Origin of the sequence: Kitasatospora sp. NPDC056783 (genome assembly GCF_042789895.1) — a bacterium.
Lineage (GTDB): Bacteria > Actinomycetota > Actinomycetes > Streptomycetales > Streptomycetaceae > Kitasatospora.
In genome coordinates this window covers 38,163-50,956 of sequence record NZ_JBHUAF010000013.1, presented here as the reverse complement: position 1 = coordinate 50,956, position 12,794 = coordinate 38,163, and the positions used below count along the sequence as shown (strand labels likewise).

At 72.9% G+C, this 12,794-nt stretch carries 10 protein-coding genes and 2 pseudogenes; 9 read left to right on the top strand and 3 right to left on the bottom strand.

What is annotated here, in order from left to right; translation table 11 throughout:
* Both ACFRMQ_RS04375 and ACFRMQ_RS04370 read left to right on the top strand, forming a co-directional pair.
* Positions 1–1,166 (top strand): annotated as a pseudogene (locus tag ACFRMQ_RS04375) (hypothetical protein); the annotation flags it as partial.
* A gap of 105 nt (positions 1,167–1,271) precedes the next feature.
* Entirely contained in the window at positions 1,272–1,454 is a 183-nt protein-coding gene (locus ACFRMQ_RS04370) for a hypothetical protein (RefSeq protein ID WP_380726763.1), read from the top strand.
* Positions 1,455–1,524: 70 nt separating this feature from the next.
* Here ACFRMQ_RS04370 and ACFRMQ_RS04365 read toward each other — a convergent pair whose 3' ends face one another.
* Positions 1,525–2,286, bottom strand: coding sequence for an SDR family NAD(P)-dependent oxidoreductase (locus ACFRMQ_RS04365; RefSeq protein WP_380726775.1), 762 nt, complete (start codon positions 2,284–2,286; stop codon positions 1,525–1,527).
* A gap of 296 nt (positions 2,287–2,582) precedes the next feature.
* On the opposite strand from ACFRMQ_RS04365, the gene ACFRMQ_RS04360 reads away from it, so the two are divergent.
* Positions 2,583–2,750, top strand: coding sequence for a hypothetical protein (locus ACFRMQ_RS04360; RefSeq protein ID WP_380726761.1), 168 nt, complete (start codon positions 2,583–2,585; stop codon positions 2,748–2,750).
* Positions 2,751–2,795: 45 nt separating this feature from the next.
* Here ACFRMQ_RS04360 and ACFRMQ_RS04355 read toward each other — a convergent pair whose 3' ends face one another.
* Positions 2,796–3,422, bottom strand: coding sequence for a TetR/AcrR family transcriptional regulator (locus ACFRMQ_RS04355; RefSeq protein ID WP_380726759.1), 627 nt, complete (start codon positions 3,420–3,422; stop codon positions 2,796–2,798).
* 73 nt (positions 3,423–3,495) lie between these two features.
* Between ACFRMQ_RS04355 and ACFRMQ_RS04350 the strand changes: the two are divergent.
* Positions 3,496–3,982, top strand: a pseudogene (locus ACFRMQ_RS04350) (transposase).
* Between the two features lie 80 nt (positions 3,983–4,062).
* Here the strand turns inward: ACFRMQ_RS04350 and ACFRMQ_RS04345 are convergent.
* Positions 4,063–5,175: a hypothetical protein gene (locus ACFRMQ_RS04345; protein ID WP_380726757.1), complete on the bottom strand. Its 1,113-nt coding sequence runs from the start codon at positions 5,173–5,175 to the stop codon at positions 4,063–4,065.
* A gap of 218 nt (positions 5,176–5,393) precedes the next feature.
* Here ACFRMQ_RS04345 and ACFRMQ_RS04340 point away from each other — a divergent pair, with 218 nt between their 5' ends.
* The 5 genes from ACFRMQ_RS04340 (at position 5,394) to ACFRMQ_RS04320 (ending at position 12,736) form a co-directional block, all read left to right on the top strand.
* Positions 5,394–5,903, top strand: a complete 510-nt coding sequence (locus ACFRMQ_RS04340) for a hypothetical protein (protein WP_380726755.1) — start codon at positions 5,394–5,396, stop codon at positions 5,901–5,903.
* Complete coding sequence (locus ACFRMQ_RS04335) at positions 5,873–7,291, top strand: hypothetical protein (protein ID WP_380726773.1); 1,419 nt, start codon at positions 5,873–5,875, stop codon at positions 7,289–7,291. Before ACFRMQ_RS04340 ends, ACFRMQ_RS04335 begins: the two co-directional genes overlap by 31 nt.
* A gap of 80 nt (positions 7,292–7,371) precedes the next feature.
* Positions 7,372–8,751, top strand: a complete 1,380-nt coding sequence (locus tag ACFRMQ_RS04330) for a VWA domain-containing protein (RefSeq protein ID WP_380726771.1) — start codon at positions 7,372–7,374, stop codon at positions 8,749–8,751.
* A 56-nt stretch (positions 8,752–8,807) separates the two neighbouring features.
* On the top strand, positions 8,808–9,923 hold the full coding sequence (locus ACFRMQ_RS04325) for an AAA family ATPase (protein WP_380726753.1): 1,116 nt from the start codon (positions 8,808–8,810) through the stop codon (positions 9,921–9,923).
* Between the two features lie 5 nt (positions 9,924–9,928).
* Positions 9,929–12,736 carry a hypothetical protein gene (locus ACFRMQ_RS04320; protein WP_380726769.1) on the top strand — a complete coding sequence of 936 codons (2,808 nt, stop codon included), beginning with the start codon at positions 9,929–9,931 and terminating at the stop codon, positions 12,734–12,736.
* Positions 12,737–12,794: the final 58 nt, after the last annotated feature.

The window sequence follows — 12,794 nt, the reverse complement described above, 5'->3', positions numbered from 1 at the left end:
GCACGGCCGAGGTCAAGGACGGCAAGCTCACCTGGACCGGCGACCTCCCCGTCAGCGGCACCACCACCATCACCTACTCCGTCACCGTGAACGGCAACGGAGACGCCCAGCTGCACAACGTCGTCACCACCACCGACGACAAGCGCGGCCACTGCGACACCACCACCGGCTGCGAAACCAACCACAGCTACGGGACGTACACCTTCTCCAAGGTCTCGGACCCGAAGTCCGGCTCCACGGTCCAGGTCGGCGACAAGGTCACCTACACCGTCACCGTGAACCAGCACGGCAAGGCGGAGATCAAGGGCGCGACCATCACCGACGACCTGTCCAAGGTCCTTGACGACGCCACCTACAACAGCGACGTCAAGGCCTCCTCGGGCACGGCCGAGGTCAAGGACGGCAAGCTCACCTGGACCGGCGACCTCCCCGTCAGCGGCACCACCACCATCACCTACTCCGTCACCGTGAACGGTGGTGGTGACACCAAGCTCCACAACTCCGTCACCACCACCGACCCGCGCGGCACCTGCGAACAACAGATCGGCTGCGAAACCGACCACAGCTACGGGACCTACGTCTTCGCCAAGTCCTCGGACCCGAAGTCCGGCTCCACGGTCCAGGTCGGCGACAAGGTCACCTACACCGTCACCGTGAACCAGCACGGCACCGGCGAGGTCAAGGCAGCCACCATCGCCGACGACCTGTCCAAGGTCCTCGACGACGCCACCTACAACGACGACGTCAAGGCCACCACCGGCACGGCGCAGGTCAAGGACGGCAAGCTCACCTGGACCGGCGACCTGCCGACCGCCGGCACCGCCACCATCACCTACTCCGTGACCGTGAACGGCAACGGCAACGGAGATGCCAAGCTCCACAACGTCGTCACCACCACCGACGACAAGCGCGGCCACTGCGACGCCGACAAGGCCTGCGAGACGGACCACTCGCTGCCGGGGGCCACGCCCCCGCCCACCGAGCCCCCGGCGCCCGGCGATCCCGAGCCCGGCCCGCAGACCCCGGCGGCCCCCGCGCCGTCCGCGCCGTCCGGGATCCTCGCCCGCACCGGCACCGTCGTGCTCACGGCGGCGGGGGTCGGCGGCACGCTGCTGATCCTCGGTGGGCTCGCCCTCGCCCTCAGCAGGCGCCGCCGCAACAGCTGAGGTAGCACGACCGGAAAGGGGTGTCCGTGGCAGCCGGCCACGGGCACCCCTGTGTCGTACCCGTGTCACCGCGACAGTGCCCGTTGTCCCCTCTCCCCCGTTCCGGTGAGCGCCGGCCACACCTGCCTGCCCGACCTGGAACAAGCCGCCCGTGAACACCAGGTCACCGTCTCCGGGCCGCTCCGGAGCAGCCCCGCCCGCCGGCACCGCCGAAACGAGGGCTTCGCCCGGGACGACTTCCTCCCCGACGGAGTCATGCTCGGGCACCTGAAGCGCCATCAAGCCTGACAGGCCCACTGAAACGACGTCGCCCTGGCCCACCGATCAGGCGAGTCGACAACGCTGCGGGTCAATGCACCTAGCGGGCGATTACCGCGACGGTGGTACGGCCGCCGTCGACGTCCAGGACGATGCCGTGGACGAACGCGGACTCGTCACTGGCGAGGTAGACCGCGGCCTTGGCAATATCGGCCGGGTGGCCCATCTGCCCAGCGGGGGTGCCGTTCATCATCACCTCGCCCGGGCGGACCTCGCCCGGCACCTTCTCGTGCACCACGCCGGGTGAGATCGCGTTGACACGAACCCCCTGCGGCCCGTACTCGGCGGCCCAGGACCGCGTGAGGGTCTCCACCGCGCCCTTGGTGGAGCTGTACAGCGCGCCCGGAATGCCGAGCCGGGCGATCCACGACCCCAGATTGATGATCACTCCGTTCCCTGCCTCGACCATGGACGGTGCGACAGCGGCCGTCAGGAAGAACGGCGCCTTCACGTTCACGCCGTAGACCTGGTCGAAGGTCTTCTCGTCGATCTCGGACGTGCCGCCGCCGGGGTAGATGCCGGCGTTGTTGACCAGGATGTCGATCCGCCCGCCGAGCGCGGACTCGGCGTCCTTCGCCAGCGTGCGCGAGGCCTCCGGGCTGCCGTCCAGATCCGCTTTCACGAACCGCGCTCGGCCGCCGCGGGACCGGATCCGGTCCACGACCTCGGCGCCGCGCTCCTCGCTGCGCCCGGAGACCACCACGTGCGCGCCCTGCTGCGCGAACTCCTCCGCGATCGCGCGTCCGATGTTGCTGGTCGCGCCGGTCACCAGCGCCGTCTTGCCTTCAAGCCGCCCGGCCATATGCCTGTACTCCTTGCCGTTTTCCTGCGTGGGGTCGGCGCGCCGCACCGTCTCCGGCCCGCCCGCCGCGCCTGGATCGTCCCGGGCGCAGTGCCAGGCTGCGGAAACAGGATTGGACTTGCAAGTCCAAAATGCGGCCACGGCCGCCCAGCAGCCCTGTCCATCCTCCGCTCCACCCGGCTCCTTCCCTGGTGGGAACGTGCCCGCAAGGCCCGGCGCCACCGGAGGAGCCGCGGCGGGACTGCCCCGAACGACCCCCTGGAACGGACTCGCTCTCGCAACCCCGCGCAGGCGAAGTGTTCGACCTGGTCACCGCCCGCGAGGTCACGCCGAGGATCGGCGCCCGATACCCGCTCGCGAACGCAGCGAAGGCCCAGCCGGACCTCGCCTCGCGTCGGACCGTCGCCAAGCTCCTGCTCGTGCTCGTGCTCCTACTCCTGCTCCTGCTCCTGCTCCTGCCATGACCACCCACTGGTGGCGGCACCCGTGGGCGTGCCCCGGGTCGCAGGTCAGCGGGCGGCGATCGCCGCCGGTCGCCGGTCGGCCAAGCGGCGCAGGTCGCCGATCGCGTGGTCGAGCGCGACCCGCAAGTGGTAGGCCTGCCCGGTTGACTGAAGGATCGTCACACCGCCCTGGATAGCCGCCAGCAGCGCCGCCGCACGTTCCTCCGCGTCCACCTCTCGGGGCAGGTGGCCGGCCGCCTGCAAGGCACGGATGCCTACCGCCAGGTGCTCCTGCCAGCGGTGCAGCAGTTCCACCACGACCGCCCGCGCCCCGGGCGTGCTTCGCCCCAAGTGCAGCGAGAGCGACCCGAGCGGGCACCGGTCGCCCTGCTCCTCGTAACGCCTGATCATCACGTCCCGCCACTGCTGCCAGGCCTCCCACGAGCCCAGGCAGCCCAGGTAGGGCTGCTGGTCCTCCAGGACCTGCTCGGCCTCGAACCGGGCCACCGCGAACAGCAGGTCCTCCTTGCCGCCGGGAAAGTAGTGGAACAGCTGGCTCTTGCTGGTACGGGTGCGAGCCATCACCTCGTCCAGGGTGGCCTGCTCGACGCCTTTCTCGCGCAGCACCAGCGCCGCACCCTCGATGATGCGGCCACGGGTTTCCCGGCCCTTCGCCGTCAGCTCTTTGCCCACGACGCCTCCCTCGGAATGGACTATGCAGTCCATTCTATGCCGAGTTCCAAGGCCCGCCTGACTAATCGGTCTTGTGGCAGATCGAGGTGAGCCGACGGACGCGGCGCGGGAGCCGGGTAGAGCCCCTGTTGTCGCAGGTGGACGGGCGCGGCCGTCCGTGGCGTGATTACCGGCAGGTGGTCGCCGGTGTGCTGTGGCGGCTTCGGGCTCCAGGGCCCCGTGGCGCGACCTGCCCGAGCGGTACGGACCGTGGCAGACCGTCTACGAGCGGTGCGCCCGCCGGGAAGCGGACGGCACCCGGGCGAAGCCGCTGAAACACGTCCAGGTCCGCGACGATGCCGTGGGCCGGGCGGAGTGGACCGCCGACGCCGAGGGCGCCTCGGCGGCCGACCGCCCGCCTTCGGCAAGGAGATCCACCGCGACCGCAACGTCCTCTGACGATGCATCGCCCGCCTCGAGCAGTTCCGCGCGATCGCCACCAGGCTCGAAAAGCTCGCCGACCGCTACCGTGCCGGAGTCGTCCCGGCCTGATCCTCTGGCTCTGCGAACCGACCAGATGATCACTTGTCAGTCAGGCCCTACCGAAAGGCGGCAACGTCGCGGGTTGCCCCGCCCGGCCACCCGCGCGCCGCGGCGGCGGTCAGCCGTCGAACCGGCCCCAGGTGAGGCCGATGTCGGCGAAGGGGCGCAGCAGGCTGCGGTGGCGGGCGGTCACGTGGAAGCCGCCCGCCGGGACCGAGGCCGCCGGGGTGTGGGCGACCACGCCGGGGGCGACGTGGAGCTCACTCGGCATGGAAGGGGAGTGGAACGACCGCAGGGGCACCCGGCGTAGCAGTCCCTTCAGCCGGGGCAGCACCTCGGCGGTGGGGCCGCTGCCCCAGGCGACGTAGGGGCCGACCGGTGCCTCGTACAGGGCGAAGTGCAGGAGGAAGCGGCTGAGGGGTTCCGGTTCGGCGGTCGGGGCGTCGACCTCCCGGGTGTGCCAGACCGTCGGGTCAGTCCCGGTGGCGTCGGGCTCCCACGGGATCGACCAGTGCCAGCAGCCCTGGTTCTCATCACCGATCACGAGCCGGTCGCCGCTCTCCACGACGCGGTAGTCCTCGGGCCGGCGAAGGTAGTTCTGTCGGCCGAGCAGCCCGGGGTGCCGCGCGGCGAGGCGGTGGAAGACGCGCAGGACGGGCGGTACGGATCGCGGCGGCTCGGGCGGCGGCTCCGTCACGGGGCCGGTGGGGTACCAGTCGGTGACGAACAGTTCCAGGGCGCGGCAGGGGTCGGTGTCGACGTGATCGAGCCAATCCATGCCGGGGAGCGGGGGAACGGACCCGGTGCTCGGTGGCCGCACCAGCGCGAGGATCTCGTCGCTCAGTGGCGGGTCGAACCGCAGGGTGCAGGACAGCATCGTCCTGTTGCTGCCGTGAGCCGTGGCCTTCCGGAGCACACCCACGTAGAGCAGTCGGCCCGGGCCGAGGCGCACCGCCAGGTGGACGGGCAGGTCGTACCCGTCCAGAGGGCGGCAGCCGCAGCCGATGCCGAAGCGCGCGCCGACAGGATCGGGCGCGGGGCCGAGCAGGCGGAACTCGTGGTGGTTCCACACGCAGGCCGCCTCGGGGTCGTCGCCGGCCTCCGCGAGGATCACGGTGCCGGCGGCGCCGAGTACCACGGTGGCGCCGGGCAGGGGGTACGCGGTCCGGTCGGGGCCCGCGAGGCTCAGCAGAGCGGTTTCGTCCACGGTGTCCTGACGGGAGAGCGGCATCGGGGGAGTGTAGGCCCTCGCTTCGGATCATGCCAGGCAGTCACCGTCGGAGCGCGCACGCCCCGGCCTCCGCCTGTCCCGGCCTCCACCCGGGAGCGGCGCGGGCCGCCGGTTGCGGACCTCCGCCGCGAATCCGGCGGACTGTCAGTGACCACCACTACCTTCGTCACCAGAAGCGCCGCCGAGCGGTGTTCATCCCCCAATCCTGAGGAGACGGTGTGCTTTCGCCTGCCTGGGAGCATTCGAGTACGGTCCGGGTGGTCCCGCCCGCGAGACCCCGCAAGCTCGCCAAGGTCCCGTTCGTGGAGCTGGCCGACGGGCGCCTTCAGGGCGTGGTCTCCAGCGGTTCGGACATCAGCCGGGTCTACGTGTCGGCCATCGCCGCCGGCAGCCACGACTTCTCGTGCGGCACCAACAACAACCGGCCCTGCGGCGGGCTTCGCGGCGGCTTCTGCAAGCACCTGGTCGCGCTGGTGGACGACGCGGTGCTCCAGTTCGGCGGCGAGCGCGTCGCCCGCTACCTGCGGGTCGATCTCGACACCGACGCCCCCGGTGCGGCGGACCTCACCCGGGCGATGACCGTCGCCAACCCGGCCAAGGCCGCGACGTCCCCGGCCCCGGCGGTGTTCGCCCGGTTCCTGAACCACCTGCGGTACCTGGAGTTCGAACCGGTCACCACGCCCGTGCCGGAGATGCACTGGTTCCCGACGGCGCGGGCGGTGGCGTGATGCGCTTCGACGTCCTCTCCTCCCCGATCGCCGGCCTCGACGAGGCCCTCGACGTCGTCGGCGCCTTCGACCGGGTGCTGACGGACGGCCTGCTGCGGCCGCAGCCCGCCCAGGCGGGCGCGCTCGGCGAACTCGCGGCGGCCCTCGCGGCCTCCCCGCTGTCCGCCCTCGTCACCGAGGCCGTGGACAAGGCCTGCGCCGGCACCGCGGACGAGGAGCACCTGCTCGTCCTCGCCGCCGCCCGCACCGCGCTGCTCGGGGCGGCCCACGACGCGCTGCGCGGCGCCGTCGACGAGGCGACCGGCCGGAGCAGCGCCCCGTCCCCGGCCACCGTGCCGGGCGAGCCGCACGCGCCGAACCTGCTCGCCGCGGCCCGCTCCTGGCTGGCCGATCTGGCCCGCGCCGGCTGGCGCGGCCTCGACCACGACCTGGTGTCCGCCTCGGCCCCGGTCGTCTCCGCGATGCTCCCGGACCCGGCGCTGCGCCGGCTCGCCCTGCTGCTCGACGGGTTCGCCGGTGAGCTGGCGGCGTCCTGCCCGGGGGCGAGTCTGGAGCGCGTCCCCGCCCGGCGCTGGGCGGACCTGTGGTCCCGGGCCGTGCTGCTGACGGTGCCCGGCACGGCCGACGCGCCCGCCGTGGAGAACGTCACCGGCCGGCTGCTGCCGCTCGGCGTCGACCTGCACGAACACGCCACCGCCGCGCAGGCGCAGGTCCACGCGGTCCTGGAGCCGTCCGACGGGTCGGCGCCGCGGCTGGTCCGGGCCTCGGTGTCGGCGCCGAAGCCGGACAGCGTCGTCGGCGCCGGGATCTGGCAGCTGCTCCGCCCGCATCTGTCCCTGCTCGCCGCGCTCGGCGAGGGCCGCGCGATGGAGCTGACGGACATGCCGCTCACCGCCGAGGGCGACCTGCTGTGGCGCGACGACCGCGCCCGGCCGGGCGTGAGCGCCGACCCGTTCGCGACCGCCCGCGTCGTCCTGCCCACCGTCGTCGCGGCGCCGCCCGCGCCGCTGGAGCGCCACCCGGTACGGCTGGCCGAGCCCGTCTTCCTGGAGGGCTACACCGTCCGGGAGGCCGACGGCGTACCGGTCTTCGCCCTGGCCGGGCACGAGGTCGCCGTCGACACCGGCCGTCTTCCGGAGGCCGGGCCGCTCACGCCGAAGGCCGTCGCCGCCTCCACCGCGTGCATCGGCCTGCTCCGCTGGGACGCCGGGGCGTTCGTGCTCCAGCCCCTCGCCGTGGAGACCGCCGTCAAGCGCCAGAGCGTCGCCCTGCACGCCGGGGCGTGGGCCGGGGGCACCACCGACAAGGCGGGCGTCAAGGCCGAGACGGCCGCCGCCGCGACCGTGGCCGTGCTGAGCGAGCGCGCCGGAAAGCTGCTGCGCAAGTGAACGACCCGATAGCCGCGGCCCCCGACGCCGCGAACGACACCCCTGACGCCCCCGCCGGCCCTGACACCCCCGACGGCCCCATCGGCCCCGACGCCGACGAGAACCGCCGCCAACTCCTCTACTGGCGGCTGCTGGCCCGCCTCTTCGACCCGGCCGAGCAGCCCGCCCTGGAGTCGGCCGGCCTGGCCGTCACCGAGGACATCGGCCTGCCCGCCGGCCTGCTGGACCCCCGGGTCTCCCTCGACTCCGTCGTCCAGCGCCACCCCGCGCTGGCCGCCGAGTTCGACGGCCTGATGGTGCCTCGGGCCGACGCCGACGCCACCGGCCGCGACCGTGCCGCCGAGGTGCGCCGCGCCGCGCTGGTCTCCAAGGTGCTCCTCAACACCTTCGCCACCGGCTCCGGCACGGTGACGGCCGGACAGCTCGCCGCCTGGCAGTCCGACGCCGCCTGGCTGGAGCGCGCCCTGGGCTGCAAGCCGGGCGAGCTGCGCACCGGACGCGGCGCCGGTGGCGCCGCCGGGACCGGCACCGGCGGCGGCACCGGGAACCCGGACCTGTCGACGCTCATCCCGCAGATCGGCCCCGAACTCGCCGGCCTCGAAGCGGACCTGGTCAAGCGCATGCACCTGCGCGAGGTCCTCGCCGACAACGCGCTCGCCTCCCGGCTCACCCCCAGCATGTCGCTGATCGAGCAGCTGCTGCGCGACAAGGACAACCTCGACGGCATCGCCCTCGCCAACGCCAAGGCGCTGATCCGGCGCTTCGTCGACGAGGTCGCCGAGGTGCTGCGCACCGAGGTGGAGAAGGCGAGCGTCGGAGAGCTCGACCGCTCGGTGCCGCCCAAGCGCGTGTTCCGCAACCTCGACCTCAAGCGCACGGTCGAGAAGAACCTCGTCAACTGGAACCCGGAGGACGAGCGCCTCTACGTCGACCGCCTCTACTACCGGCAGACCGCCCGCAAGACCACGCCGCAACGGCTGATCGTCGTCGTGGACCAGTCCGGCTCGATGGTCGACTCGATGGTCAACTGCACCATCCTCGCCTCGATCTTCGCTGGCCTGCCCAAGGTCGACGTCCACCTGATCGCCTACGACACCCGCGCCGTCGACCTCACCCCCTGGGTGGGAGACCCGTTCGAGGCGCTGCTGCGCACCGACCTCGGCGGCGGCACCGACGGCACCGTCGCCATGGCCCTCGCCCAGCCCCGGATCGCCGAACCGCGCAACACCGTCGTGGTGTGGATCTCCGACTTCTACGAATGGCGCGGCGAGGAGCTGTTCGCCCAGATGGCCGCCGTGCACCGCTCCGGGACGAAGTTCATCCCGGTCGGGTCGGTGACCAGCTCGGGCCGCGGCAGCGTGAACCCGTGGTTCCGCGAACGCTTCAAGGACCAGGGCACCCCGGTGATCTCCGGCCACATCCGCAAGCTCGTCCACGAGCTGAAGACCTTCCTCACCTGACCCTCGACCGCCCCTCGTCCGAACCCGCACGCCCGCACGCCCAGAAAGGCGACCACATGTCCGACCTGCTCCGCGCCCCCGCCGAGATCAAGTACGCCGACGAGCTCGACTACCTCGAGTCCGTCGACACCGGCCCCAAGCCGTCCACCTGGCGGCTGTCCCCCAAGATGATCCGCACCTTCGTCCTCGGCTCCGAGCGCTCCGACGGCCTGGACCGCGTCGTCGAGCAGAAGTGGTTCGGCGAGCGCGGCATCGTCGAACGCGCCGTCGTCACCCTGGCCTCCGACCGCGGCCTGCTGCTGATCGGCGACCCCGGCACCGGCAAGAGCTGGCTGGCCGAACTGCTGGCCGCCGCGGTGTGCCGCAACTCCACCCAGGTCGTGCAGGGCACCGCCGGCACCACCGAGGACCACATCAAGTACTCCTGGAACGTCGCCCAGGTGATCGCCAAGGGCCAGTCCCGGGAGTCGCTGATCCCCTCCCCGATCATGACCGCGATGGAGAACGGCACCATCGGCCGCTTCGAGGAGCTCACCCGCTCCACCAGCGACGTCCAGGACGCGCTGATCTCCATCCTGTCCGAGAAGTACGTGTCGGTGCCCGAGCTCAGGGGCCCCGAGGGCACCGTGTTCGCCAAGCCCGGCTTCGCGGTCATCGCCACCGCCAACAGCCGCGACCGCGGCGTCAACGACCTGTCCTCCGCACTCCAGCGGCGCTTCAACTTCGTGCGCATCCCGGTGGTGACCAACAAGGCCAGCGAGGCGGAGATCGTCCGCTTCCGCACCGAGGAACTGCTGCGCCGCCACCAGCTCGACCTGGACGTACCGCCCACCCTGCTGGACGTGCTGCTGCGCAGCTTCGGCGACCTGCGCGACGCCGCCCGGCAGGCCGCGAGCGAGGACGAGAAGCTCGGGTCCGCGCTGTCCACCGCCGAGCAGATCGGCGTGCTGGAGGACGCCGTCCTGCACAGCGACTTCTTCGGCGAGCGGACGCTGACCGCCCGCTCCCTCGGCTCCTCCCTGGTCGGCTCGCTCGCCCGCCGCGCCCCCGAGGACTCCGCCATCCTCACCAAGTACTTCACCGGCGTCGTCGGCCCGCGCGGCCAGCAGGAGGGCGGCGACTGGCCGGAGTTCCACCAGGCCGGCCTCGACGCCCTCAAGGCCCTCGCGTGAACGACGTGACCACCCGGGTGCCCGCCGAGGGCGGGCACCCCGCGCCCCGGACCTTCGACGCGCTGCGCGCCCAACTCCAGGACGCCGCCGCCGCGTTCACCGAAGGCCCCGGCGCGCTAGACGGCATCCTCCACGGCCTCGTCGACGATGTCGACCGCGCGCTGCGCGAGCCGCTGGAGATCTTCCCGGTCTGCCACCACTCCCCCGCCTCCGCCACCGCCATGGCCCGCCGGCTGCGCGCCAAGCAGCCGAAGACCGTGTTCCTGGAGCTCTGCGAGGACCTGGCCCCGCTGCTCACCGAACTGCGCGGCTGCCGGCTGCCGGTCGCCGTCCAGGCGTTCGCCACCCGCATCGACGGCTTCCCCGCCGACTGGGCGCCGCTGTCCGTCGTCGCGCCGATCACCGAGGCCTCCGCCGAGTACCAGGCCATCGCGTACGCGCTGGAGACGCCCGGCGTCGAGCTGGTCCTCGTCGACCGCTCCTGCGACCACGTCTTCCAGTGGCAGCCCCGCGAGGACACCGGTCCGGGCCCGGAGAGCACGGCGCCCGCCGAGGAGGAGGCCGCCCTGCACGGCGACGCGGTCGGCGTCGAACTCGGCGACCTGCGGCCCCGGTTCGCCGAGCTGGAACGGCACCTGCTGCGCCACGGCAAGGTGCGGCACTGGTCGGAGTGGTGGCACCAGTACGTCGAGCTGCCGCTCGGCGACGCCGACCACGCCACCTACCGGCAGGTCATGTTCCTGATCGGCAGCCTCTTCCGCCGTCTGGCACCCGGGGACACCGGCCGGGTGCGGGTCGACGAGGACCGCGAGCGGTACATGTGGACCCGCATCCGCGAGCACCTGGCCGCCACCGGCGCCGACCCGGCCGACAGCGTCTACGTCTGCGGCGCCTTCCACGCCGCCAGCCGGGTCGAGGAGTTCGGCGTCCACGGGTCCTCCGGCTCCTTCACCATCCCGGCGCGCACCGCCACCGAGTGGCAGTACGGCCTGATCCCCTCCAGCCACACGGCCATCGAGGCCCAGTTCGGCCTGGAGAGCGGCTCGGTGTCCATCGCCGCCACCCAGTGGGAGAAGAACCTCAAGCGCACCCGCGTCCAGCCGTACCGGCTCAAGGGCCAGGCCGGTGCCAAGGCCGGCCGGGCACGGAAGGCCGCCGCCCCCGCGCCGGCGGCGGCGGAAGCGGACCCCGCCGACCTGCTGTCCGGATTCCTCCGGCGCCCTCCGGTCCTCGACCGCCTCGACCAGGAGGAACTGCTCGGCTGGTCCGTCGAGATCGTGCGCGCCGCCCGCCGCAACGGCTACCTCGCCTCCACCGCCGACGCCATCGCCGTGTACGAGACGTCCATCCTGCTCGCCGGGATGCGCGACCGCGCCAAGCCGACCCCGTACGACTTCCTGGACGCGGCCGTCACCTGCATCGAGAAGGACCGCGTCCCCGGCCGGCGCGACGTACGCCGCCTCGTCGAGATCATGATGGGCGGCGACCGGATCGGCCAGGTCGGCTACGAGTCCCTCCCGCCGCTCGCCCGCGACGTCCACGACCGGCTCGCCCCGCTCGGCCTCAACCTCCAGGCCCGGGGCGTCAAGCGGGCCCTGCTGGACATCAAGACGGACCCGCGGCTGTCGGCCTGCTCCGACGTGCTGTGGATGCTGCGCCACCTGCTCCCGCCCGGCGCCGCCCGCCCGATCATGGGCGAGCGCAAGCTCGGCGAGCAGCCCGTGCAGGAGTCCTGGGACCTCGCCCTCGGCACCCACCAGCGGGCCCTGATCGAACTCGGCTACGAGGGCGTCAGCCTGGAACAGGTCCTCGAACAGCGGCTGCGCCGCGAGGCCAACGCCGCGAACGCGACCACGGCCGTGGTCCTGCGGACCGTCGAGGACGCCACGCTGTACCTCGGCAGCCGCCGTCTCGCCGACGAGCTCGGCACCCGGGCCCTGGACGTGCTGTCCGGCGAGCGCGGCGTCGACGGCGCCCCCGAGGTGCTGCGGCGGGTGCGCAAACTGCTGGCGTACTACCGCACCAGCGAGCCGGTACTGCCGGAGTGGATCGAACGGTTCGCCAAGACCGGGTACGCGCACTACTGCACCCTGCTGCCGACGGCGTTCACCGACGAGACGGCCACGGTGCGCCAGGTCGCGGCGATGCTCGGCTTCCTGTTCGGCATGGAGAGCCTGGCCCTCTCCCTGGGCGGCGACCGCACCCAGCTCGAACTCGCCGTCGCCCAGTCCCACCCGGAGGAGCCCGCCAAGACGGCCCTGCTGTGGGGCGCCCAGGTGCACATCGGCCGGCTCTCCCGGCAGGAGCTGCGCGAGCGCTGCGACGCGCTGCTCTCCAACCCGCTGATGCTGCCCGCCTACCCGCGCTACCTCAGCGGACTGCTGCACGCCCTGGAGCCGGTCCCGGGCCTGGTCGACATCGTCGTGGAGGCCGTCTCCAACGCCTTCGCCCGCCTGCCCGACCCCGTGCTGCTGCCGTGGCTGCCCACCCTGATCGCCACGCTGCGCGGCAGCGGAACGGAGCTGGCGCCGCTGCTGACCCGCGAGGCCGGCCGGATCTTCCCCGGCCGCCTGGCCGAACTGGACACCTGGGTCCCGCCCTGGCGCACCCCGGCGGCCGCACCCGCCCGGCCCGCGGCAGCCGGGCAGGGGGTCGCGCTGCTCCTGGCCCACCGGGAGACCACCGACGCCCTCGCGGCCGTCCTGGGCTGCGCGGGCCCCTGGGCCGCGCCGGACGAGCCGCAGGGCTCGCCACTGCTCGCCCGGCACCCCGAGACCGCCTCGACCCTGGCGGCCCTGCTCGGCGCGGCGTGAGACCGGCCCGGGGCCACCTGCCGGGTGGCCCCGGCCGCCGGCGGGACGGGCCTCCGAC

Excerpts from the sequence above, each read along its gene's own strand:
- ACFRMQ_RS04345 (WP_380726757.1), bottom strand. The coding sequence starts at position 5,175 with ATGCCGCTCTCCCGTCAGGACACCGTGGACGAAACCGCTCTGCTGAGC.
- ACFRMQ_RS04365 (WP_380726775.1), bottom strand. The coding sequence starts at position 2,286 with ATGGCCGGGCGGCTTGAAGGCAAGACGGCGCTGGTGACCGGCGCGACC.
- ACFRMQ_RS04325 (WP_380726753.1), top strand. The coding sequence starts at position 8,808 with ATGTCCGACCTGCTCCGCGCCCCCGCCGAGATCAAGTACGCCGACGAG.